This is a genomic window from Streptomyces bungoensis (assembly GCF_001514215.1).
Taxonomy (GTDB): Bacteria; Actinomycetota; Actinomycetes; order Streptomycetales; family Streptomycetaceae; genus Streptomyces; species Streptomyces bungoensis.
Genome location: NZ_KQ948854.1, coordinates 213,767 through 236,289, shown reverse-complemented (window position 1 = coordinate 236,289; position 22,523 = coordinate 213,767). Strand labels below are relative to the sequence as shown.

Genomic DNA, 22,523 nt, shown 5'->3' with positions numbered 1-22,523 from the left:
CGCGGGCGAGACTCTCGGGAAGGCGCTACGTGAGTCCCAACGGCTCCGACCGCTCGCCGCGGCGCCCGATGCGGCGGAAGCTGCTGCAGGCACTGACCGCGGGCCTGGTCCTGGCGACCGCAACCGGTTGCACATACAAGGACTTCCCCCGCCTTGGCATGCCCACCCCGACCACGGAAGAGGCTCCGCGGATCCTCTCCCTGTGGCAGGGCTCCTGGGCTGCCGCGCTCGCCGTCGGCGTGCTGGTGTGGGGCCTGATCCTGTGGAGCGCCATGTTCCACCGGCGCAGCCGCACCAAGGTCGAGGTACCTCCGCAGACCCGGTACAACATGCCGATCGAGGCCCTGTACACGGTGGTCCCGATCATCATCATCTCGGTGCTCTTCTACTTCACGGCCCGGGACGAGTCGAAGCTGCTCAGCCTCACCGACAAGAAGCCCGACGTCACGGTCAACGTGGTCGGCTTCCAGTGGAGCTGGGGCTTCAACTACATCGAGAACGTCCCCGGTGTCACCGGTGACGCCAAGACCGACAAGAACCTGTCCGCCATTCCGGACCGGTTCAAGAACGCCTTCCCGGCGAACGCCGGTGGCGTCTACGACGTCGGTACCCCGGGCACGCGGAACCCGCAGACCAACAACCCCGGTCCGACGCTCTGGCTCCCCAAGGGCAAGACGGTCCGCTTCGTCCTGACCTCCCGTGACGTCATCCACTCCTTCTGGGTGGTGCCGTTCCTGATGAAGCAGGACGTCATCCCGGGCCACACGAACGCCTTCCAGGTGACTCCCAACCGGGAGGGCACGTTCCTCGGCAAGTGCGCCGAGCTGTGCGGCGTCGACCACTCCCGGATGCTGTTCAACGTGAAGGTCGTCTCCCCGGACCGCTACGAGCAGCACCTCAAGGACCTCGCGAAGAAGGGGCAGACCGGTTACATTCCCGCCGGCATCGCGCAGACGAGCCACGAGAAGAACCGGGAGACGAACAACCTGTGAGCATCCTCAACGAACCCCAGGGTGCCGCGGCAGCTGGTGACTCGTACGAGAGCGAGCTGCCGGTCAGGCGCAAGCAGCCCGGCAACGTCGTGGTCAAGTGGCTCACCACCACCGACCACAAGACGATCGGCACGATGTACCTGTCGACGTCGTTCGCGTTCTTCCTGATCGGCGGCGTGATGGCGCTGCTCATGCGCGCCGAGCTGGCCCGTCCGGGCCTGCAGATCATGTCGAACGAGCAGTTCAACCAGGCGTTCACGATGCACGGCACGATCATGCTGCTGATGTTCGCGACGCCGCTGTTCGCCGGTTTCGCGAACTGGATCATGCCGCTGCAGATCGGCGCGCCCGACGTGGCGTTCCCGCGGCTGAACATGTTCGCCTACTGGCTCTACCTGTTCGGCTCGCTCATCGCGGTCGGCGGCTTCGTCACCCCGCAGGGCGCGGCCGACTTCGGCTGGTTCGCCTACTCGCCGCTGTCGGACGCGGTCCGCTCGCCGGGCATCGGCGCCGACATGTGGATCATGGGTCTGGCCTTCTCCGGCTTCGGCACCATCCTCGGCTCGGTCAACTTCATCACCACGATCATCTGCATGCGCGCCCCGGGCATGACCATGTTCCGCATGCCGATCTTCGTGTGGAACGTGCTGCTGACCGCCGTGCTGGTCCTGCTGGCCTTCCCGGTCCTGGCCGCCGCGCTGTTCGCCCTGGAGGCGGACCGCAAGTTCGGCGCCCACGTCTTCGACGCCACCAACGGCGGCGCACTGCTGTGGCAACACCTCTTCTGGTTCTTCGGGCATCCAGAGGTGTACATCATCGCCCTGCCGTTCTTCGGCATCATCAGCGAAGTCATCCCGGTGTTCTCCCGCAAGCCGATGTTCGGCTACATGGGCCTGATCGCCGCGACCATCTCCATCGCCGGCCTGTCCGTGACCGTGTGGGCCCACCACATGTACGTCACCGGCGGTGTGCTGCTGCCGTTCTTCTCCTTCATGACGTTCCTCATCGCCGTCCCGACCGGTGTGAAGTTCTTCAACTGGATCGGCACGATGTGGAAGGGCTCGCTGTCCTTCGAGACCCCGATGCTCTGGGCCGTCGGCTTCCTGATCACCTTCACGTTCGGTGGTCTGACCGGCGTCATCCTGGCCTCGCCCCCGATGGACTTCCACGTGTCCGACTCGTACTTCGTGGTGGCCCACTTCCACTACGTGGTCTTCGGTACGGTCGTCTTCGCGATGTTCTCCGGCTTCCACTTCTGGTGGCCGAAGATGACCGGCAAGATGCTGGACGAGCGCCTCGGCAAGATCACCTTCTGGACGCTGTTCGTCGGCTTCCACGGCACCTTCCTCATCCAGCACTGGCTGGGCGTGGAGGGCATGCCGCGCCGGTACGCCGACTACCTGGCGGCCGACGGCTTCACCGCCCTGAACACGATCTCGACCATCAGCTCGTTCCTGCTGGGCCTGTCGATCCTGCCGTTCCTCTACAACGTGTGGAAGACGGCCAAGTACGGCAAGCCGGTCGGCGTCGACGACCCCTGGGGCTACGGCCGCTCGCTGGAGTGGGCGACCTCGTGCCCGCCGCCGCGGCACAACTTCGTCACCCTGCCGCGGATCCGCAGTGAATCCCCGGCGTTCGACCTGCACCACCCCGAGATCGCCGCGCTCGAGCAGCTCGAGCACGCCGGTCACGCCGCCGTCGCGGGCAGCAAGGAGGCCGGCAAGTGAAGATCCAGGGCCGGATGTTCATCTGGCTGAGCTTCTTCCTCCTGATCATGGCCATCGTGTATGGCGTGTGGTCGAAGGAGCCGGCCGGCACCACGGCGCTCTTCCTGGCCTTCGGCCTGTCCATCATGATCGGCTTCTACCTGGGCTTCACCGCCCGGCGGGTCGACGCGGGTGCGCAGGACGACAAGGAGGCCGACGTCGCGGACGACGCGGGCGAGCTGGGCTTCTTCAGCCCGCACAGCTGGCAGCCGCTCGCCCTCGGCATCGGCGGCGCGCTCGCCTTCCTCGGTGTCGCGGTCGGCTGGTGGCTGCTCTACTTCTCCGCACCGATCATCCTCGTCGGCCTGTTCGGCTGGGTGTTCGAGTACTACCACGGTGAGAACCGCACCCAGTAGCACGCGCCCGCAGGACCGAGCACCGCTCGCACCAGGAGCCCGGACCCTCCGTCAGGAGGGCCCGGGCTCCTGCCGTTGCCACAGTGTCCGTCACTCGTACGAGTTACGTGCCGCGCCGGTCAGCTCTCAGTCTCATAGCGTGATCGTATGAACCACACTCCGCGGACCCGTACCGTCGTCAGCTGCGCCCTGCTGGTGACCGTCCTCGGCGCGGGCATGTCCGCCTGCGGTGCGGACGGCGACCCCCTGTCGGCCCAGCCGTACGACGCGGCGGACCAGATCTCCTTCAGCGGCCCCACGGACGAGGGCAAGCCGGTCGACCCGGACAAGCCGCTGGAGGTCACCCTCACGGACGACGGGCGGATCACCGACGTGACCGCCCAGGACGCCACAGGGCGCTATGTGACGGGCGAACTGGCCGCCGACGGCAGCCGGTGGCACAGCACCTCCCCGCTGGCCGCCGACGCCCACTACACGGTCCGCGTCAGCACCGAGGACGGCGACGGCGCGCCCGGGCGCAAGGTGCTCACCTTCGCCACCAGCAAGCCCACGAGCAAGAAGCGCCTGAAGGTCACCCTCGGGCCCAACACGGGCACCTACGGCGTGGGACAACCGGTCACCGCCCAGCTCGACCAGCCGGTCCGGGACAAGGCGCAGCGCGCCGTCGTGGAGCGGGCCCTCAGGGTCGACTCGGTGCCCGCCGTCCAGGGCTCCTGGTACTGGGTGAGCGACAAGGAGCTGCACTATCGCCCCCGGGACTTCTGGCCCGCGCACGCCACCGTCCAGGTGCACAGCGACCTCGACGGCATCCGGATCGGCGACCGCCTCTGGGGCGGGAAGTCACCGGCGCTGAAACTCACCATCGGCGACCGGATCGAGGCGGTCACGGACGCGGCGACCCACCAGCTGACCTTCTACGACAACGGCCGGCAGATCAAGCAGATCCCCGTCACCACGGGCAAGCCCGGCTACGACACCCGCAACGGCGTCAAGGTCGTCCTGGAGAAGCAGTCCTTCGTACGCATGCGCAGCACCACCGTCGGCATCGCGGAGGGCAGCTCGGACTCCTACGACCTGCCGGTCTACTACGCCACCCGCGTCACCTGGTCCGGCGAGTACGTCCACGCCGCCCCCTGGTCCGTCGGCTCCCAGGGCTACGCCAACGTCAGCCACGGCTGCACCGGCATGAGCACGTCCAACGCCGAGTGGTTCTTCGACCACGTCCGCCCGGGTGACATCGTCAAGGTCGTCAACTCCAACGGCGACCCGATGGAGCCCTTCGGCAACGGCTTCGGCGACTGGAACGTCGCCTGGACCAAGTGGCGCACGGGCAGCGCCCTGGTCAACGGCACCTCACCCGCCCAGTCCCCCCAGGACACCGCCCGCCTGCAGCCGACGGCGCTGTGACCGGCCCCGGGGGCACGGGGCCGCACCCGGCCCCGTACCCCGGGCTGCTAGGCGCTCAGCAGATTCTTCTGCCGCAGCAGCGACGCCAGTGCGGAGGCGAACTCCACCGGGTCGACCGGCAGCGTCACGGCCGCGTCCGCGCGGCTCCACGTGGCCAGCCAGGCGTCCTGCGGGCGCCCCATCAGCAGCAGCACCGGCGGACAGCCGAACACCTCGTCCTTGATCTGCCGGCACAGGCCCATGCCTCCCATCGGCACGGCCTCGCCGTCGAGCACGCAGACGTCGATCCCGCCCCTGTCCAGCTCCCGCAGCACGGCGGCCGGGGTGGCGCACTCCACGAACTCCACGAGGGGCACGTCCGGAGCCGGCCGACGCCCGGCGGCGAGCCGCACTTGCTCCCGGGTGTTGGAGTCGTCGCTGTAGACCAGCACCGTGGCGGTCGGCTGCATTGTTCCTCCGAGACGTCAGCGTCGTACGGACAGGACGGACTGGTCCGTCGCGCCGGATGTTACTCCCCCGAACCCCACGTCAACACCGGTTCGACGGGCAGCAACACTCCGAACGGCACCCCCCGGAGTGAGGGCGGGATAAGCGACCGACATAATGTCGGCGTGGCGACAGCAACGACAGTAGAAACCGGGCACGCGCACCCGTCGGTCAACCGGCCGAACCTCACCAGCGTCGGAACCATCATCTGGCTGAGTTCCGAGCTGATGTTCTTCGCGGCCCTCTTCGCGATGTACTTCACCCTCCGGTCGGTGACCGGACCGGCGCACTGGAAGGAGATGGCGCACGCGCTCAATGTGCCCTTCTCCGCGACCAACACCACGATCCTGGTGCTCTCCTCGCTGACCTGTCAGCTCGGCGTGTTCGCGGCCGAGCGCGGGGACGTGAAGAAGCTCCGTGGCTGGTTCATCCTCACCTTCATCATGGGCGCGATCTTCATCGGCGGTCAGATCTACGAGTACACGGAGCTGGTGAAGAAGGACGGGATCTCCCTGTCCTCCGACCCGTACGGCTCGGTGTTCTACCTGACCACCGGCTTCCACGGCCTGCACGTGACGGGCGGTCTCATCGCCTTCCTGCTGGTCCTCGGGCGCACCTACGCGGCGAAGAGATTCACCCACGAGCAGGCGACCGCGGCCATCGTCGTGTCCTACTACTGGCACTTCGTCGATGTCGTCTGGATCGGCCTCTTCGCCACGATCTACCTGATCAAGTAGCCGGGACCGCTCCCGCACATCCAGAAGCACCGACGCAGAAGATCCTGACACCGGGGTAATCCGTGAAAAAGCTCTCCGCACGACGACGCCATCCGCTGGCGGCGGTCGTCGTCCTACTCCTCGCGCTGGCGGCCACTGGGGGGCTGTACGCCGCGTTCGCGCCCGCGGGCAAGGCGCAGGCCGATGAAACCTCCCAGTCCCTCACCATCAAGGAGGGCAAGAAGCTCTACGAGGTCGGCTGCGCCAGCTGCCACGGCACCGGTGGCCAGGGCTCCTCCGACGGCCCGAGCCTCGTCGGCGTCGGCGCCGCGGCCGTCGACTTCCAGGTCGGCACCGGCCGTATGCCCGCCGCCACCTCGCAGGGCGCCCAGGTCCCGCGCAAGAAGCCCGTGTACACGCAGGACCAGATCGACAAGCTCGCCGCCTACGTCGCCTCCCTGGGCGCCGGCCCGAGCGTGCCGACGAAGCAGCAGTACGGGCCGGAAGGCGCGGACGCCGCCAAGGGCGGCGAACTGTTCCGCACCAACTGCGCTCAGTGCCACAACTTCACCGGCAAGGGCGGTGCCCTCACCAAGGGCAAGTTCGCGCCGAGCCTCGAGGGCGTCGCTCCCAAGCACATCTACGAGGCCATGCAGACCGGCCCGCAGAACATGCCCTCCTTCCCCGACACCACGCTGTCGGAGAAGAACAAGAAGGACATCATCGCGTACCTGAACGAGGTCGACAGCGACAAGACGGTGAACCCCGGCGGTCTGGAGCTGGGCGGTCTCGGGCCGGTCAGTGAGGGTCTGTTCGCCTGGATCTTCGGCCTCGGCGCGCTGATCGTGGTCGCCGTCTGGGTCGCCGCTCGGACCGCAAAGGCCAAGAAGTCATGAGTAGCCAAGACATTCCAGAAGAGAACCTGCCCGCAGAGCAGGACCACGCGCACGGCGCCGTGGGCGTCGCGGACGAGGAGAACCCGTTCGCCGACCCGGGGCTGCCGCCCCACGAGCACCGCATCCAGGACATCGACGAGCGGGCCGCCAAGCGGTCCGAGCGCGCGGTCGCCCTGCTGTTCACGGTGTCGATGCTGGCCACCCTCGGCTTCATCGTCTCGTACGTGACCATCCCGCACGACCGGGCGATCTTCGTCTTCCCGATCGGTCACATCAGCGCGCTGAACTTCGCGCTGGGCCTGACCCTCGGTGTGGCGCTGTTCTGCATCGGCGCGGGCGCGGTCCACTGGGCCCGCACCCTGATGTCCGACGTCGAGGTCGCCGACGAGCGGCACCCGATCGAGGCTCCCCCGGAGGTCCGGGCGAAGGTCCACGCGGACTTCCGCCAGGGCGCCAAGGAGTCGGCGCTCGGCCGCCGCAAGCTGATCCGCAACACCATGCTCGGCGCGCTCACCCTGGTGCCGCTCTCCGGCGTCATGCTGCTGCGCGACCTCGGCCCGCTGCCCCACTCCAAGCTCCGCCACACGCTGTGGGCCAAGGGCAAGCTGCTGGTCAACATGAACACGAACCAGCCGCTGCGTCCCGAGGACGTCCAGGTCGGTTCGCTCACCTTCGCCAAGCCCGAGGGCCTGGAGGAGACCAGTGAGGAGTTCCAGACCGAGATCGCCAAGGCGGCGCTGATGATCGTCCGGCTGCAGCCGGGCAACATCAAGGACAAGCGCGAGCTCGACTGGTCGCACGAGGGCATCGTCGCCTACTCGAAGATCTGCACCCACGTCGGCTGCCCGATCTCCCTGTACGAGCAGCAGACGCACCACGTGCTGTGCCCGTGCCACCAGTCCACCTTCGACCTCTCCGACGGTGCCCGAGTGATCTTCGGCCCCGCCGGTCACGCCCTGCCGCAGCTGCGGATCGGCGTGAACGACGAGGGTTACCTCCAGGCGCTCGGCGACTTCGAGGAGCCCGTCGGTCCTGCATTCTGGGAGCGCGGATGAGTACTGCACCCGACGAACAGTCCCGCTCGCGCGGGAAGGCACCGGCCGGCGAGCGCGTCGCCGACTGGGCCGACGGCCGGCTCGGGATCTACTCCCTGGCCAAGTCCAACATGCGCAAGATCTTCCCCGACCACTGGTCGTTCATGTTGGGCGAAGTGTGCATGTACAGCTTCATCATCATCATCCTGACGGGTGTGTACCTGACGCTGTTCTTCCACCCGTCGATGAACGAGGTGGAGTACCACGGCAGTTACGTCCCGCTCCAGGGACAGCTGATGTCCGAGGCCTTCAACTCGACCCTGCACATCTCCTTCGACGTGCGCGGTGGTCTGCTCGTCCGGCAGATCCACCACTGGGCCGCGCTGATCTTCCTCGCCGGCATGTTCGTGCACATGATGCGCGTGTTCTTCACCGGCGCGTTCCGCAAGCCGCGTGAGGTCAACTGGCTGTTCGGCTTCCTGCTCTTCGTCCTGGGCATGTTCACCGGCTTCACCGGTTACTCGCTCCCGGACGACCTGCTCTCCGGCACCGGTGTCCGCTTCATGGAGGGCGCGATCCTGTCCGTGCCGATCGTCGGCACGTACCTGTCGTTCTTCCTCTTCGGCGGCGAGTTCCCCGGCCACGACTTCGTGGCCCGGTTCTACTCGATCCACATCCTGCTGCTGCCGGGCATCATGCTCGGCCTGATGGTGGGCCACCTGATCCTGGTCTTCTACCACAAGCACACGCAGTTCGCGGGCCCCGGCAAGAGCGAGAAGAACGTCGTCGGCATGCCGCTGCTGCCGGTCTACATGGCCAAGGCCGGAGGCTTCTTCTTCCTGGTCTTCGGTGTCATCGCGGCCATCTCCGCGGTCACCCAGATCAACCCGATCTGGGCCATGGGCCCCTACCGGCCGGACCAGGTGTCCACCGGCGCCCAGCCCGACTGGTACATGGGCTTCTCCGAGGGCCTGATCCGCTTCATGCCGGGCTGGGAGGTCAACTTCTGGGGTCACACGCTGGTCCTCGGCGTGTTCATCCCGCTGGTGGTCTTCCCGCTGGTCCTGGCGGCGATCGCGGTGTACCCGTTCATCGAGTCCTGGGTCACCGGCGACAAGCGCGAGCACCACATCCTGGACCGCCCGCGCAACGCCCCGACCCGCACGGGTCTCGGCGTCGCCTGGATGACGATCTACCTGACCCTGCTGATCGGCGGCGGCAACGACCTGTGGGCCACGCACTTCCACCTGTCGATCAACGCGGTCACCTGGTTCGTGCGGATCTTCGTCTTCGTCGGACCGGTCCTCGCGTTCCTGGTCACCAAGCGGATCTGCCTCGGCCTCCAGCGCCGCGACCGCGAGAAGGTGCTGCACGGTCGCGAGACCGGCATCATCAAGCGGCTGCCGCACGGTGAGTTCATCGAGGTGCACGAGCCGCTCAGCCAGGAGCAGCTGCACACGCTCACCGCGCACGAGCAGTACGTGCCGGCCGAGATCGGCCCGACGGTCGACGAGAACGGCGTCGAGCGGAAGGTGAAGTCGTCCGAGAAGCTGCGCGTCAAGCTCAGCAACGCCTACTACGGCGAGGACAACCAGATCCAGAAGCCGAGCGTCGACGAGTACAAGGAGATCACGAGCGGCCACGGCCACCACTGATCCCCGCGTCGCCACACCACGCAGAAGGGCCCCGTCCGGCAGCCGGACGGGGCCCTTCGCGGTGCCCGGGGCTGGATAGGGTGGCATCGGACGGTTCCCCCGACACACCAGGAGCGGCTGATGAGCGCTGTGACCCCCGCTGGAGGCGACACCGCGGCGGGCCGTTCCTGGCCCACGGTGCTGAACGCCCTGCTCGAGGGCAGGGACCAGAGCGCGGACGCGACGGCATGGGCGATGGACCGCATCATGCGCGGCGAGGCGACGGACGCCCAGATCGCCGGCTTCGCCGTGGCGCTGCGGGCCAAGGGCGAGACGGTTCAGGAGATCACCGGGCTCGTCCGGGCCATGTACGAGCACGCGAACGTGATCGAGGTGCCCGGGGAGACCGTCGACATCGTCGGCACCGGCGGCGACAACGCCCGGACCGTGAACATCTCCACCATGTCCTCGATCGTCGTGGCCGGCACCGGCGCGAAGGTCGTCAAGCACGGCAACCGGGCCGCGTCCTCGGCCTCGGGCGCCTCCGACGTGCTGGAGAAGCTCGGCGTCAACCTGAACCTGCCGCTGGAACGGGTCCCCCAGGTCGCCGAGGAGGCCGGCATCACCTTCTGCTTCGCGGTGAAGTTCCACCCCGCGCTGCGCCACGTCGCCGCGGCGCGCGGCCAGTTGGGCATCCGGACCACCTTCAACGTGCTGGGCCCGCTGACCAACCCGGCGAAGGTGCGGTGCCAGGCCGTCGGCGTGGCCGACCCCCGGATGGCACCGATCGTCGCCGGCGTGCTCGCCGAGCGCGGCAACTCCGCCCTGGTCTTCCGGGGCGACGACGGGCTGGACGAGCTGACCACCACCGCCTGCTCCCGGGTCTGGGTGGTCCGGGACGGCAAGGTCGCCGAGGAGACCTTCGACCCGCGCGACGTGGGCCTGGACCTGGTCCCCGTGGAGGCCCTGCGCGGCGCGGACGCGTCGTACAACGCCGAGGTCGCCCGCCGCCTGCTGGACGGCGAGACGGGGCCGGTGCGGGACGCCGTCCTGCTGAACTCGGCGGCCGCCCTCGTCGCCCTGCGCCCGACGGACGCACCCCTGACCGAGCAGATCCGGGCCCAGATGGCCAAGGCGGCGGAGTCGATCGACTCCGGTGCGGCCAAGCGGACCCTGGAGCGCTGGGTGGCGGCCAGCAACGCCTGACCGGCGAGGCGCGCGGTCCCGCGATCCGGACACGGGTTGCGGGACCGCGATCACCTCGCGTAACTTCCTTCCCAGGTCATGAGTGACAGTCATGAGGCCCCGGCCGACTGTCCGGCAACCCTCCGTCCGTGGCGGGGTGCCCCGGGTGAAGACCAGGCCGCAGGCAGCGAGGTCTGCGGCAAGCGCGGACCCCTCACGAACCCAGGGGTCCTGGTCGTTCGAGGGAGCCTTCTGTGAGCAAGCGAATGCGCTAGGGCGTAGAGCCCCGCCTCCGCACACCCCTTTCCACCCTCCCCGCGCTCGAGCCCCACGCGCTCGCGCGGCGGTCCCGCGCACCCTCACAGGAGTCCGCCATGTCCGTCTCCACCGCTGCCACCGCCCAGACCGTTTGTGCCCCGCTGCCCGTTCTGGGCGGGGATGTCACCGTCCCGCTCGTCACGGGCGGCGAAGTCGCCTACGCCGCCCTCGACTACGCGGCCAGCGCCCCCGCCCTCCAGCGCGTCTGGGACGACGTGGCCGCCTACGCGCCGTACTACGGCAGCGTCCACCGCGGCGCCGGCTACCTCTCCCAGCTCTCCACCGACCTGTTCGAGAACGCCCGCCTCGCGGTCGCCCGGTTCCTGGACTGCCGGGAGACCGACCAGCTGATCTTCACCCGGTCGACCACGGACTCCCTGAACCTGCTCGCCCGCGCGCTCCCCGCCGACTGCCGGGTCTTCGTCTTCGAGACCGAGCACCACGCCTCCCTGCTGCCCTGGCCGGACGCCCGGGTGACGTACCTCGACGCGCCGCGCACCCCGCGGCAGGCCGTCGAGACCCTGGAGCGGGCCCTCGCCGACCGCGCCCCCCACGGTCCCGCGCTGGTCTGCGTCACCGGCGCCTCCAACGTCACCGGCGAGCTGTGGCCGGTGCGCGAGCTGGCCGCCGCCGCCCACGCCCACGGCGCCCGGATCGTCCTGGACGCCGCCCAGCTGGCCCCGCACCACCCGGTGTCGGTGCGGGACCTGGACGTCGACTGGATCGCGTTCTCCGGGCACAAGCTGTACGCCCCGTTCGGCTCCGGGGTACTGGCCGGCCGCGCCGACTGGCTGGTCGCGGCCGAGCCGTACCTCGCCGGCGGCGGCGCCAGCCGCCAGGTCACCCGGCGCGCGGACGGGTCGGTGGCGGTGGAGTGGCACGAGAACGCCGCCCGGCACGAGGCCGGCTCCCCGAACGTGATCGGCGCCTACGCCGTGGCCTCCGCCTGCAAGGCCCTCACCGAGGCCGGCTGGGACACCCTGGTGGCCCTGGAGCGGCACCTGATCCGCACGGTCCGCGAGGGCCTGGCCGAGGTGCCCGAGGTGCGGATCCTCTCCCTCTTCGGTGACGACGCCCCGCGCGTCGGCGTCCTCTCCTTCGTCGTCGAGGGCTGGAACAGCTCCCACTTCGCCGCCGCCCTCTCCGCCGAGTACGGCATCGGCGTCCGCGACGGCCTGTTCTGCGCCCACCCCCTGGTCCGCACCCTGCTCGGCGCCGACCACCAGGCCCAGGGCACCTGCGGCGCCCCCGAGGCGGCCCCCGGCGAGAAGTCCCTGAACGCCATCCGCGTCAGCTTCGGCGCGGGCACCCCGGACGAGCACGTGGAGCGCTTCGTGAGCGCGGTGAGGGAACTGGTCACGAACGGCGCCCGGTGGACCTACCGCACGGAGAACGGCCGCTGCGTCCCGGCGGTGTGAAGCACCGAACCTGAGGTGCAGCCACCCAGGGGCGCGGGACTGTGTCGATATGCGGCTCCGCCGCGTGGGCGCGACAAGCCACAACGCACCCGCACCCGCGCACGACCCCGCGCCCCGCGGACGCCGAGCGTCAGGAATCCAGCCCGATGGAGAACGCGGCCTCGAGGTCATGCTGCGAGTACGTACGAAACGCGACGTGGGTGTCGGTGGCCTCGACGCCCGGAATCTTGCTGATCCGCCCCGGAATCACCTCGGCGAGATCCTCGTGCTCCCGCACCCGCACCATCGCGATCAGGTCGTACGTACCGGTGACGGAGAACACCTCGCTCACCGAATCCAGCGAAGCGATCCGCTCCGCGATCTCCGGGATCCGGTCCACGCTGGTCTTGATCAGAACGATCGCGGTGATCACGGCTGGTTCTCTCCCTCGGGGGCCGGAGCTGGGGCGGCTTTCACTCTAGTCGTACGGAATCGGGCCCACGCGTAGCAGAACCCGAGGGCGAAACCCACCAGGTGCGCCAGGTAGGCCACCCCGGGCCCCTGGCCGGAGTGCCGGGCCGCCTGCCACTGCAGGGCCGCCCAGAACGGCAGCACGACCCACGCCGGGAAGCGCAGCGGCAGGAAGAACAGGAAGGGGAGGAGACTGGTGACACGGGCGCGCGGGAACAGGTACAGGAACGCTCCGAGGACCGCCGAGATCGCCCCGGACGCGCCGACCAGCGACTGCTCGGAGGCGGTGTTGGCGGCCGCGTAGCCCAGCAGGGCCAGGTATCCGCAGCCGACGTAGAAGAGGGTGAACTCCACCCGGCCCATCCGTTCCTCGGTCATCATCCCGAAGACGAAGAGGAAGAGCATGTTGCCGAGCAGATGCACCCAGCTGCCGTGCACGAACAGGGCCGTGACCGGGGTGAGCGCCTGCCGGGCGGACCCGTCGAAGAGCCGGGCCGGCACGACGCCCCAGTGCCGGAAGTACGCGCGCTGCGCGGCGAACAGCGCGTCGCCCGGGCCGTACCCGGGGGTGAGCCCCGAGGCCGGACCCAGGACGAAGATCAGGGAGCACAGGGCGATGAGGCCGTACGTCACCGGTGCCGGGCCGCCGCGCACCGCCCTGAGTGCCCTGCCGGCCGCCGTGCTCCACGTGCTGATCATGACTACAGAGCATGACGTAACGGGGCACAGGCTGACAGACCGCCTCGCCGCCAGGGCCTGTCCGGCGGATCAGGTCGCGGGAACCGGGCAGACCCTGTCAATGCAGGTGAGCGGGGTATGGTGCGTGCAGCTGCAAGGCGGAGGAGGGAGTCGACGCGGAGCGTCGGCGAGTGATGACAACGCGGCAGATGTGCGTTCCGTACCCCGCGTCTGCGACAGGATCCGCCGGACAGGCACTGGGGACGGACGGGCGGCGAGGCCGCGGCAGGCCGTAGGGTTACGAGCCAGACGCGTCCGGGAGTGGCGCGGACCCACCGAGAAGGAAGCGAACAGGCACGATGACGGTTCCCCTGCCGACCGCCACGACGCGATGGCGCTGCACCCTCTGCGGCAACCTCACCCGGTTCGACGTGACCCGCTCGTCCAAGGTCGTCGAGTACGTCCACCTCGACCTGGCCGGCGAGCCGACCGTGGAGGAGCGCGAGGTGGTCAGTGAGACCATCGAGTCGGTCCGCTGCCGCTGGTGCAACGCGGTGGACCAGGTGGAACTCGTGGACAGGCCGGGCGCCGCCTCCTGAGCGGAGCGGCCCCGTACAGGTATTGGGGTGTGACGGATGGTGGAGACCGCAGGCGGGGGGCCGGGCGACGGCACCGCTGAGGTGCTTGACCGTCCGCTGCCCGACGGCGTGCGCCGACGGGTCGTGCAGATCGTCTCGGACGGCTTCGGCGCCCTGACCGTGCCCGAACTGCCCGCCCAGTTGCGGCAGTACGCCCGTTTCGCCCCGAACCGGCGGACCAAGTTCGCCGGGAACGCGATGGCGGCCGCGCTGGAGACGGATCCGCTGTTTCGGCAGCGGATCGGGGACCGGTTCAGAGAGGCGCAGCCGGAACTCTCCGGCGCCCTCGACTCCGGCTCGCCGCCCCCGGCCGCGGACCCGCTCGACGTGGCGGCCGCGGCCTACGTACTGCGCCCCGCGGGCTGGGTGAAGCTGGTCACCGCGGCCGGCGAGGAGGCCCAGCGGGCGGACGCCGAGCGGGCCGGTGAGGAGAGCCGCGCGGAGCTGGAGCGGCTGCGCGAGGAGCTGGAGCGGGCCCGTGAGCTCACCCGGACCGAGACCGAACGGCTGCGCGCCGAGCTGGAGTCGGTGAAGAAGGAGGCGGAGTCGCTGCACCGCAAGCTGCGCTCCGCCCTCAGCGACGTCAAGCGCGGGGAGGCCGCGCTGCGCAAGGCGCAGGCCGAGGCCGAGACCGTGCGCGCCGAGGGGCAGGCGCAGGTGTCGGCCGCCGAGAGCGAGTCCCGGCGGCTCAAGGCCCGCCTGGGGGAGGCCGAGGCCGCCCTGGAGGCCACCCGCCGGGCGGCCCGGGAGGGCCGCAGCGTCGGGGACATGCGGGTCCGGCTGCTGCTCGACACCCTGCTCGACGCCACCCAGGGCCTCAGACGCGAACTCGCCCTGCCCCCGGTGTCGGTGCGGCCCGCCGAGACCGTGGACGCGGTCGAACCGGGACGAATGACCCCGAAGGACATCGCGGCCCGCGCCCTGTCCGAGCACGACCCGGCCATCCTCGACCAGTTGCTCGCGCTGCCGCAGGCGCACCTGGTCGTCGACGGCTACAACGTGACCAAGACCGGCTATCCGCAGATGCCGCTGGAGAAGCAGCGGCTGCGGCTGCTCGGCCAGCTCTCGGCGCTCGCCGCGCAGACCGGTGCCGAGGTCACGTGCGTCTTCGACGGCGCCGAACTGGCCGCGCCGGTGCTGCTCGCGCCGCCGCGCGGGGTGCGGGTGCTGTTCTCCAAGCCCGGGGTGACGGCCGACGAGCTGATCCGCCAGCTGGTGCGCGCGGAGCCGCCGGGCCGGCCGGTCATCGTCGCCTCGACCGACCGGGAGGTGGCCGACGGGGTCGCCCGGGCCGGTGCCCGACCCGTCGCCTCTGCGGTGCTTCTGAAGCGACTGTCCTGAAGGTCCAACGGGCATACTCAATGCCCGAATTGGTCGTTCCGTCACGCAACGTAGAGTCAAGCACGCATCACCGCAGGTGAGTTGTGTGCAAAGAATGCATGGCGTGACGATGTTTTTTGGTGTGAGGATTTGATCTGATCACAAGTGGGTCACTAGGGTCTGGGCTCGAACCTCCGAACGGGTGAACACTCACAAGAAGGAGTTCGTCCTCCGTGGCGTCCCACCGTCGACCCAAGCAGCCGAGCCGCACGCGTGTCACCGTGCTGACCACCGCAGCCGCCGCTGCCGTCGCGCTCAGCGCGAACGCCGCCAATGCCGCGCCCACCGAGAAGCTCGGCAAGGACGAGGTCAAGTCGAAGGTCGACAAGCTCTACGAGCAGGCCGAGCAGGCCACCGAGAAGTACAACGGGGCCAAGGAGAAGCAGCAGAAGCTGCAGAAGGAAATCTCCACCATCCAGGACAACGTGGCCCGCGGCCAGCAGGAGCTCAACAAGCTGCGCGACGGTCTGGGTTCGCTCGCCACCGCCCAGTACCGCTCCGGGGGCATCGACCCCTCCGTCCAGCTGTTCCTGTCGTCCAACCCGGACGACTACCTGGACAAGGCCTCCACACTCGACCAGTTGAGCGCCCAGCAGGTCGAGGCCCTGAAGAAGATTCAGGACAAACAGCGCGAACTCGCCCAGGAGCGGGCGGAGGCGACGGAGAAGCTCAAGGACCTCGCGTCCACCCGCACGGAGCTGGGCAACAAGAAGAAGGAAGTCCAGGGCAAGCTCGCCGAGGCGCAGAAGCTGCTCAACACCCTGACGGCCAAGGAGAAGGCCGCACTCGCGGCCCAGCAGGCCCGCGCCAACCGCTCCTCCACCGAGCGCGTCGACCTCGGCAACGACACCTCCGCCTCCGGCCGGGCCGCCGCCGCCTTCTCCGCCGCCCAGAGCAAGATAGGCACGCCGTACGTCTACGGCGCCTCCGGCCCCTCCTCGTTCGACTGCTCGGGCCTGACCTCCTGGGCCTACGCCCAGGCCGGCGTCTCCATACCGCGCACCTCCGAGGCCCAGGCGAACATCGGCACCCGCCTCTCCGAGAGCCAGCTCCAGGTCGGCGACCTCGTCTTCTTCTACAGCGACCTGCACCACGTCGGCCTCTACGCCGGCAACGGCCAGGTGCTGCACGCCCCGCACACCGGTGCCGTCGTCCGCTACGAGGCGATCGGCGACATGCCGTTCCAGTTCGGCGTCCGCGTCTGACAGCGTCACCAGGCCTCCCCGGGACGCCCGAACGGGCGAATCCCGGGAACGGCGCACACCCCGAACCGACTCCACGCCCCGCCCATGACCTGCGTCAGCGGCGGGGTTCGGCGTTTTCCGCCGCCCTCCACCGCTTTGGCCGCCGCACCGCCACCCCGCTACTGTCTGCCGCGCTTCCCCGGCGCGTGGGTCTCCCCGTCCCCGCGCCCGGGGAACCGTCCGATGTCCGCCAGCAGAAGGGCTGCCGTGGGGTCCCACCGCCGTCTTCCACCGTCCGGCACCAACCGGGGCGCCGGCGCCGCCCTGTGCGCCCTGTCGGCCGCGGCCGCCGCACTCGGCGCCGTACCGGCGCAGGCGAGCCCGCACCGTGACACCCGCGCCGAGGTCGACCGCCTGTACACGGAGGCGGAGCGGGCCACCGAGGCCTACGACCAGGCCGGCGAACGGGCCGGCGCGCTGCGCCGCGAGATCCGCGAGGCACAGGACCGCATCGCCCGCGGGCAGCAGCGCGTCAACACCATGCGCGAACGGCTCGGTTCCCTGGCCGGCGCCCAGTACCGTTCCGGCGGCCTCGACCCGGCGGTCGCCCTGCTGCTGTCCGACGACCCCGCCGACTACCTCGACAAGGCCGCCACCCTCGACCGCATCGACGCCCAGCAGGCCGGGCAGCTCAGGGAGTTGCGCGCGGCGCTGCGCGACCTCGCCCAGCAGCGCACCGAGGCCGCGGGCAAGCTGGCCGCGCTGGAGCGCAGCCGCGAGGCGGTCGCCGCGCACAAACGGACCGTGGAGCACAAGCTCACCCAGGCCCGCAGGCTGCTCAACTCCCTGCCCGCCGGCGAACGCGCGCACTACCACCCGGCCTCCCGCTCCGGCCGCACGGGCCTGCCCGGCGCCGGCGCCCCCGGCGTCCCCGACGCCCGCGCGGCCGCCGCGCTCGCCGCCGCCCGCTCCGCGCTCGGCCGGCCCTACGTGTGGGGCGCCACCGGCCCCGGCGGCTTCGACTGCTCGGGCCTGATGCAGTGGTCGTACGAGCAGGCCGGCATCCAGCTGCCGCGCACCTCGCAGGAGCAGCGCCACGCCGGCCGGCGGATCCCGCTGTCCGAGGCCCGCCCCGGCGATCTGATCGTCTACCGCTCCGACGCCAGCCACGTGGCGATGTACGCGGGCAACGGCCAGGTGATCCACGCGCCCTACCCGGGTGCGCCGGTGCGCTACGACCCGGTCGGGGTGCTGCCGATCTCCTCGGTCACCCGTCCCTGAGAGCCCGCCGCACGCCGTACGATCGGGAAATGGCCGATCGTCGAGCAGCGCGCGGGGCCCGGCGCCCCGCGGTGGCGGCACTGTGCCTGCTGCTCGCGGCGCCGCTGTCCGGCTGCGGCGGGCACCCGGCGGCCGACCCGGTGCGGACCGAGGTGCAGCGCGTCCTCGACCGGCGCGCGACGGCGCTGCTCGGCCACGACGAGCCCGCCTTCGGCGCGACCGGCACCCGCGGCGAGTACGCCCGGCTGCGCGCCCTGCCCCTGGCCTCCTGGGCCTACCGGGTGACCGCCCTGCACCGCGTCCGCTCCGGCGCCACCGCCGACGCCGAACTGCGCTACCGGGTCGCCGGGTACGACCGGGCCCCCGTCAGCGTCCGCCGCACCCTCGCCCTGCGCCGCACCTCCGCCGGGAAGTGGTACGTCACCGCCGACCGGCCCGCCCCGAAGGCCGGGCAGCAGCTGTGGGACCAGGGCGCGGTGACCGCCGTCGCGGGCGCCCACAGCCTGGTCCTCGGCACCGGCCGGAGCGCCGGCGACCTGCGCGCCTACGTCCGGCTCGCCGACCGCGCGGTACCGGCCGTCTCCGGTGTGTGGGGCACGGGGTGGGCCCGCCGGGTCGTCGTCCTCGTCCCGCACACGCTGAACGGGATGGCGGCGCTGCTCGGCTCGCCCGCCGCCAACTACCGGGGCATCGCCGCGGTCACCACCGGCGAGGTGGGCGGCGCGGGCAAGGCCCCCGCGGACCGGGTGGTGGTCAACCCGGAGGCGTACGCGGTGCTCGGCGGCCTCGGCAAGCAGGTCGTCCTGACCCACGAGACCACCCATGTCGCCACCCGCGCGGACACCACCGCCGCCACCCCGCTGTGGCTGTCCGAGGGCTTCGCCGACTGGATCGGCTACCTCGGCACCGGCCGCACCCCCCAGGAGGCGGCCCCGGAACTCGCCCGGGCCGTCCAGGACGGCCAGGTGCCCGCGGCCCTCCCCACCGACCAGGACTTCGGCTTCAGCGGCGACCCGACGCGCCTCGCGCGGGCCTACGAGGGCGGCTGGCTGGCCTGCCGCATGATCGCCGCCCACTGGGGACAGACCCGGCTCGGCACCTTCTACCGCGCCGTCGGCGCCCACGGAAGACGGGCGGGCGCGGTCGAGGACGCCCTGAGGAAGGTCCTCGGCACCACACCGGAGGCGTTCACCGCCGCCTGGCGTGCGTACGTGCGCAGTCAGCTGGACTGACCCCGCCCGAGCAACACCGAGCGCCTCGCGCAGGCCGGAGGCTCGTGGCGGTCTCCAGGAGGTCCAGCCGCCGTCGCAGCACCGCCGACTGCTCCGCCGGGGCGTCCGGATGCCGCAGGAACGCCGGCACGGCGTGGAACCGGACGTGGCTGCGGCGGGCCCGGCGCCAGGAGGCCGCGGCCGCCTGCGCGCGGGTGGCCTGAGGCGAAGGCGTGGGGCGCCACCGGGCGCGGGCCGCGGTGAGGGCGGCCGCCTTCCCGTTCGCCGTCCTCGCACCGCCTGCGCACGCCGCGACGCCCCGGAGCCCGGAGCCCAGCGGCGAAGCGCGCCCGGGCCCCGTCCCCGCCGCCCCCTCGTCCGCTCCGCCGGTCCCCCGGCGCGGTAGAGTCCGCGGGGATGCACAAGACGCTGATCGTGACCAACGACTTTCCGCCCCGGCCGGGCGGCATCCAGGCCTTTCTGCACAACATGGCCCTCCGGCTGGAGCCCGGGCGGCTGGTCGTCTACGCCTCCACCTGGAAGCGCGGGCGGGAGGGTGAACGGGCCACGGCCGCCTTCGACGCCGAGCAGCCCTTCACCGTCGTACGCGACCGCACGACCATGCTGCTGCCCACCCCGGGCGCGACCCGGCGGGCCGTCGGGCTGCTGCGCGAGCACGGCTGCACCTCGGTGTGGTTCGGGGCCGCGGCGCCGCTCGGCCTGATGGCGCCCGCGCTGCGCAGGGCCGGCGCCCGGCGGCTGGTCGCCACCACGCACGGCCACGAGGCCGGCTGGGCCCAGCTGCCCGCCGCCCGGCAACTGCTGCGCCGCATCGGCGAGTCCACGGACACGATCACCTACCTCGGCGAGTACACCCGCTCCCGGATAGCGTCCGCCCTCACCCCCGAAGCGGCCGCGCGGATGGCGCAGCTGCCGCCCGGGGTCGACGAGAAGACCTTCCACCCCGGATCCGGCGGCGACGAGGTGCGGGCCCGGCTCGGGCTCACCGAGCGGCCGGTCGTCGTGTGCGTCTCCCGGCTGGTGCCGCGGAAGGGCCAGGACACCCTGATCCGGGCCATGCCCCGGATCCTCGCCGCCGAGCCGGACACCGTGCTGCTCGTCGTCGGCGGCGGGCCGTACGAGCGGGACCTGCGCCGGCTGGCCCGGGAGACCGGGGTCGAGGGCTCCGTCCGGTTCACCGGCGCCGTCCCCTGGTCCGAGCTGCCCGCGCACTACGGCGCCGGCGACGTCTTCGCCATGCCGTGCCGCACCCGGCGCGGCGGCCTGGACGTCGAGGGCCTCGGCATCGTCTACCTGGAGGCGTCCGCCACCGGGCTGCCGGTCGTCGCCGGCGACTCCGGCGGCGCCCCCGACGCCGTCCTGGACGGCGAGACCGGGTGGGTCGTCCGCGGCGGCGAGCCGGCCGAGGCCGCCGACCGGATCGTCGCCCTCCTCGGCGACCCCGAACTGCGCCGCCGCATGGGCGAGCGGGGCCGCCGGTGGGTCGAGGAGAAGTGGCGCTGGGACCTCCTCGCGGAGAAGCTCAAGGCCCTGCTCTAGGGCCTGTCCGGAACGCACGACGGCGCGGGTCCCCGCCGGGGACACCGCGCCGTGACGTACCGTCAGGAAGCCCGTTACTTCGCGTAGATCGCCTCGATCTCGTCCGCGTAGTCCTTCGCCACCACGTTCCGCTTGAGCTTCAGCGACGGGGTGAGGTGGCCCGACTCCTCCGTGAACTGGGAGGAGAGGATGCGGAACTTGCGCACCGACTCCGCCTTCGACACCGCGGCGTTGCCGTCGTCGACCGCCGACTGGATCGCGGCCAGCAGGTCCGGGTCCTCGCGCAGCGACGCCGCGGTGGAGCCCGCCGGCTTGCCGTGCTCGGCGGCCCAGCGGGCCAGGAACTCGTCGTCGAGGGTGACCAGCGCGCCCACGAACGGCCGCCCGTCGCCCACCACCATGCACTCCGCGACCAGCGCGTGCGCCCGGATCCGGTCCTCGATCACGGCCGGGGCGACGTTCTTGCCGCCCGCGGTGACGATGATCTCCTTCTTGCGGCCGGTGATCCTCAGGTAGCCGTCCTCGTCGAGCGTGCCGATGTCACCGGTGTGGAACCAGCCGTCGGCCAGCGCCTCCGCGGTCGCGCCCGGGTTGTTCCAGTACTCCTTGAACAGGTGCTCGCCGTGCAGCAGCACCTCGCCGTCGTCCGCGATCCGGATCACCGAGCCCGGCAGCGGCTGGCCGACCGTGCCGATCTTCTGCCGGTCCCAGGGGTTGAACGCGGTCGCCGCGCAGGACTCGGTCAGGCCGTAGCCCTCGAGCACCGTGAAGCCGATGCCCCGGAAGAAGTGGCCGAGCCGCTCGCCCAGCGGGGCGCCGCCGGAGATGGCGTACTCGCCCCGGCCGCCGAGGACCGCGCGCAGCTTGCTGTAGACCAGCTTGTCGAAGACCTTGTGCTTGATCTTCAGGCCCAGCGGCGGGCCCGACGGGGTGTCCAGCGCCTTGCTGTAGGCGATCGCGGTGTCCGCGGCCTTGTCGAAGATCGCGCCCTTGCCGTCGGCCTGCGCCTTGGACCGCGCCGTGTTGTAGACCTTCTCGAAGACCCGCGGCACGCCGAGGATCAGCGTCGGCCGGAACGCGGCCAGCTCGTCGGTGAGGTTCTTGATGTCCGGCACGCAGCCCAGCTTGATCGGCGCGATCATCGGCGCGACCTGCACCAGCCGCCCGAAGACGTGCGCGAGGGGCAGGAAGAGCAGGACGGAGCACTCACCGGTGCGGAACAGCGGGCGCAGCCGCTCCACGACGTTGCCGCACTCGGCGAAGAAGCTGCGGTGGGTGAGCACGCAGCCCTTGGGGCGGCCGGTCGTCCCGCTGGTGTAGACGATGGTCGCCGGGTCGTCGGCCCGGGCGAGCGAGCTGCGCTCCTCGACGGTCGCGTCCGCGACGTCCTGGCCGAGCCGGCCCAGCTCCTCCAGGCCGCCGGCCTCGATCTGCCACACGTGCTTCAGGGCGGGCAGCGACTCGCGCACCGAGTCCACGGCCGCCGCGTGCGCGTCCAGCTCCACGACGCAGGCGGTCGCGCCCGAGTCGGACAGGATCCACGCCACCTGCTCCGGCGAGCTGGTCTCGTACACCGGCACGGTCACCGCGCCCGCGCTCCAGATCGCGAAGTCCAGCAGCGTCCACTCGTAGCGGGTGCGCGACATCAGGCCGACCCGGTCGCCCGGCTGCACGCCGGCGGCGATGAGGCCCTTGGCCGCGGTGTGCACCTCGGCCAGGAAGGCCGTGGCCGTCACGTCCTGCCAGGCACCGCCCACCTTCCGGGCGATGACGGCGACGTCGGGATGCTGCGCGGCGTTTCTCCGGACGATGTCGGTCAGATTGCCGTCCGCAGGGACCTCGTACAAAGCCGGAAGGCTGAACTCGCGCAAGACTGCTGCTCCTCATAGGGCGCCGGCGCCACGACACTGTGTGATGCGACGGAGCGGTCCAA

At 70.9% G+C, this 22,523-nt stretch carries 20 protein-coding genes and 1 riboswitch; of the genes, 16 read left to right on the top strand and 4 right to left on the bottom strand.

Going from position 1 to position 22,523, the window contains the following annotated elements:
• Positions 1-29 precede the first annotated feature (29 nt).
• From ctaC to AQJ66_RS11260, 4 genes are all read left to right on the top strand, one after another.
• Complete coding sequence (gene ctaC / locus AQJ66_RS11275) at positions 30-992, top strand: aa3-type cytochrome oxidase subunit II (RefSeq protein ID WP_061919802.1); 963 nt, start codon at positions 30-32, stop codon at positions 990-992.
• Positions 989-2,719 carry an aa3-type cytochrome oxidase subunit I gene (gene ctaD / locus AQJ66_RS11270; protein ID WP_061919800.1) on the top strand — a complete coding sequence of 577 codons (1,731 nt, stop codon included), beginning with the start codon at positions 989-991 and terminating at the stop codon, positions 2,717-2,719. Before ctaC ends, ctaD begins: the two co-directional genes overlap by 4 nt.
• Entirely contained in the window at positions 2,716-3,114 is a 399-nt protein-coding gene (locus AQJ66_RS11265; protein WP_061919798.1) for a cytochrome c oxidase subunit 4, read from the top strand. Before ctaD ends, AQJ66_RS11265 begins: the two co-directional genes overlap by 4 nt.
• Positions 3,115-3,261: 147 nt before the next feature.
• Positions 3,262-4,521 (top strand): L,D-transpeptidase, encoded by a 1,260-nt coding sequence (locus tag AQJ66_RS11260; RefSeq protein ID WP_061919796.1) that lies wholly within the window; start codon positions 3,262-3,264, stop codon positions 4,519-4,521.
• A 47-nt stretch (positions 4,522-4,568) separates the two neighbouring features.
• On the opposite strand, the gene AQJ66_RS11255 is transcribed toward AQJ66_RS11260, so the two are convergent.
• Positions 4,569-4,970: a response regulator gene (locus AQJ66_RS11255; protein ID WP_061919794.1), complete on the bottom strand. Its 402-nt coding sequence runs from the start codon at positions 4,968-4,970 to the stop codon at positions 4,569-4,571.
• A 162-nt stretch (positions 4,971-5,132) separates the two neighbouring features.
• Between AQJ66_RS11255 and ctaE the strand changes: the two genes are divergently transcribed.
• The 6 genes from ctaE (at position 5,133) to AQJ66_RS11225 (ending at position 12,208) form a co-directional block, all read left to right on the top strand.
• Positions 5,133-5,744 carry an aa3-type cytochrome oxidase subunit III gene (ctaE, locus tag AQJ66_RS11250; protein ID WP_061919792.1) on the top strand — a complete coding sequence of 204 codons (612 nt, stop codon included), beginning with the start codon at positions 5,133-5,135 and terminating at the stop codon, positions 5,742-5,744.
• Positions 5,745-5,806: 62 nt separating this feature from the next.
• The gene (gene qcrC / locus AQJ66_RS11245) at positions 5,807-6,619 is read left to right on the top strand and encodes a cytochrome bc1 complex diheme cytochrome c subunit (RefSeq protein WP_061919790.1); all 813 of its coding nucleotides are present in this window, start codon (positions 5,807-5,809) and stop codon (positions 6,617-6,619) included.
• Entirely contained in the window at positions 6,616-7,674 is a 1,059-nt protein-coding gene (gene qcrA / locus AQJ66_RS11240) for a cytochrome bc1 complex Rieske iron-sulfur subunit (RefSeq protein WP_061919788.1), read from the top strand. Before qcrC ends, qcrA begins: the two co-directional genes overlap by 4 nt.
• Positions 7,671-9,308 carry a cytochrome bc1 complex cytochrome b subunit gene (qcrB, locus tag AQJ66_RS11235; protein WP_061919786.1) on the top strand — a complete coding sequence of 546 codons (1,638 nt, stop codon included), beginning with the start codon at positions 7,671-7,673 and terminating at the stop codon, positions 9,306-9,308. Before qcrA ends, qcrB begins: the two co-directional genes overlap by 4 nt.
• A gap of 120 nt (positions 9,309-9,428) precedes the next feature.
• Positions 9,429-10,493: an anthranilate phosphoribosyltransferase gene (trpD, locus tag AQJ66_RS11230; protein ID WP_061919784.1), complete on the top strand. Its 1,065-nt coding sequence runs from the start codon at positions 9,429-9,431 to the stop codon at positions 10,491-10,493.
• Positions 10,494-10,567: 74 nt separating this feature from the next.
• Positions 10,568-10,684, top strand: a riboswitch (SAM riboswitch).
• Between the two features lie 162 nt (positions 10,685-10,846).
• The gene (locus tag AQJ66_RS11225; RefSeq protein ID WP_061919782.1) at positions 10,847-12,208 is read left to right on the top strand and encodes an aminotransferase class V-fold PLP-dependent enzyme; all 1,362 of its coding nucleotides are present in this window, start codon (positions 10,847-10,849) and stop codon (positions 12,206-12,208) included.
• Between the two features lie 130 nt (positions 12,209-12,338).
• Here the strand turns inward: AQJ66_RS11225 and AQJ66_RS11220 are convergent, their stop codons facing one another.
• Positions 12,339-12,620, bottom strand: coding sequence for an Lrp/AsnC family transcriptional regulator (locus AQJ66_RS11220; protein ID WP_061919780.1), 282 nt, complete (start codon positions 12,618-12,620; stop codon positions 12,339-12,341).
• A complete protein-coding gene (locus AQJ66_RS11215; RefSeq protein WP_079060177.1) occupies positions 12,617-13,357 on the bottom strand; it encodes a rhomboid family intramembrane serine protease in 741 nt (246 codons plus the stop codon). The genes AQJ66_RS11220 and AQJ66_RS11215 overlap by 4 nt, the downstream gene beginning before the upstream one ends.
• A gap of 338 nt (positions 13,358-13,695) precedes the next feature.
• Between AQJ66_RS11215 and AQJ66_RS11210 the strand changes: the two genes are divergently transcribed.
• The 6 genes from AQJ66_RS11210 to AQJ66_RS11185 all read left to right on the top strand — a co-directional run bounded on the left by AQJ66_RS11210 (position 13,696) and on the right by AQJ66_RS11185 (position 20,590).
• Complete coding sequence (locus AQJ66_RS11210) at positions 13,696-13,935, top strand: hypothetical protein (protein ID WP_061919778.1); 240 nt, start codon at positions 13,696-13,698, stop codon at positions 13,933-13,935.
• Between the two features lie 36 nt (positions 13,936-13,971).
• Positions 13,972-15,315 (top strand): NYN domain-containing protein, encoded by a 1,344-nt coding sequence (locus tag AQJ66_RS11205; protein WP_061919776.1) that lies wholly within the window; start codon positions 13,972-13,974, stop codon positions 15,313-15,315.
• A gap of 212 nt (positions 15,316-15,527) precedes the next feature.
• Positions 15,528-16,559: a C40 family peptidase gene (locus tag AQJ66_RS11200; RefSeq protein WP_061919774.1), complete on the top strand. Its 1,032-nt coding sequence runs from the start codon at positions 15,528-15,530 to the stop codon at positions 16,557-16,559.
• A 246-nt stretch (positions 16,560-16,805) separates the two neighbouring features.
• Positions 16,806-17,819, top strand: a complete 1,014-nt coding sequence (locus AQJ66_RS11195; protein WP_061919772.1) for a C40 family peptidase — start codon at positions 16,806-16,808, stop codon at positions 17,817-17,819.
• A 29-nt stretch (positions 17,820-17,848) separates the two neighbouring features.
• On the top strand, positions 17,849-19,051 hold the full coding sequence (locus AQJ66_RS11190) for a hypothetical protein (RefSeq protein ID WP_244162798.1): 1,203 nt from the start codon (positions 17,849-17,851) through the stop codon (positions 19,049-19,051).
• 396 nt (positions 19,052-19,447) lie between these two features.
• A complete protein-coding gene (locus AQJ66_RS11185) occupies positions 19,448-20,590 on the top strand; it encodes a glycosyltransferase family 4 protein (RefSeq protein ID WP_061919770.1) in 1,143 nt (380 codons plus the stop codon).
• A gap of 74 nt (positions 20,591-20,664) precedes the next feature.
• On the opposite strand, the gene AQJ66_RS11180 is transcribed toward AQJ66_RS11185, so the two are convergent.
• The gene (locus AQJ66_RS11180; protein WP_061919768.1) at positions 20,665-22,461 is read right to left on the bottom strand and encodes an AMP-dependent synthetase/ligase; all 1,797 of its coding nucleotides are present in this window, start codon (positions 22,459-22,461) and stop codon (positions 20,665-20,667) included.
• Positions 22,462-22,523 lie beyond the last annotated feature (62 nt).

Excerpts from the sequence above, each read along its gene's own strand:
- AQJ66_RS11260 (WP_061919796.1), top strand. The coding sequence starts at position 3,262 with ATGAACCACACTCCGCGGACCCGTACCGTCGTCAGCTGCGCCCTGCTG.
- AQJ66_RS11255 (WP_061919794.1), bottom strand. The coding sequence starts at position 4,970 with ATGCAGCCGACCGCCACGGTGCTGGTCTACAGCGACGACTCCAACACC.
- AQJ66_RS11225 (WP_061919782.1), top strand. The coding sequence starts at position 10,847 with ATGTCCGTCTCCACCGCTGCCACCGCCCAGACCGTTTGTGCCCCGCTG.
- qcrA (WP_061919788.1), top strand. The coding sequence starts at position 6,616 with ATGAGTAGCCAAGACATTCCAGAAGAGAACCTGCCCGCAGAGCAGGAC.
- AQJ66_RS11190 (WP_244162798.1), top strand. The coding sequence starts at position 17,849 with ATGGCCGATCGTCGAGCAGCGCGCGGGGCCCGGCGCCCCGCGGTGGCG.
- trpD (WP_061919784.1), top strand. The coding sequence starts at position 9,429 with ATGAGCGCTGTGACCCCCGCTGGAGGCGACACCGCGGCGGGCCGTTCC.
- qcrB (WP_061919786.1), top strand. The coding sequence starts at position 7,671 with ATGAGTACTGCACCCGACGAACAGTCCCGCTCGCGCGGGAAGGCACCG.
- AQJ66_RS11210 (WP_061919778.1), top strand. The coding sequence starts at position 13,696 with ATGACGGTTCCCCTGCCGACCGCCACGACGCGATGGCGCTGCACCCTC.
- AQJ66_RS11205 (WP_061919776.1), top strand. The coding sequence starts at position 13,972 with ATGGTGGAGACCGCAGGCGGGGGGCCGGGCGACGGCACCGCTGAGGTG.
- AQJ66_RS11215 (WP_079060177.1), bottom strand. The coding sequence starts at position 13,357 with ATGATCAGCACGTGGAGCACGGCGGCCGGCAGGGCACTCAGGGCGGTG.
- AQJ66_RS11185 (WP_061919770.1), top strand. The coding sequence starts at position 19,448 with ATGCACAAGACGCTGATCGTGACCAACGACTTTCCGCCCCGGCCGGGC.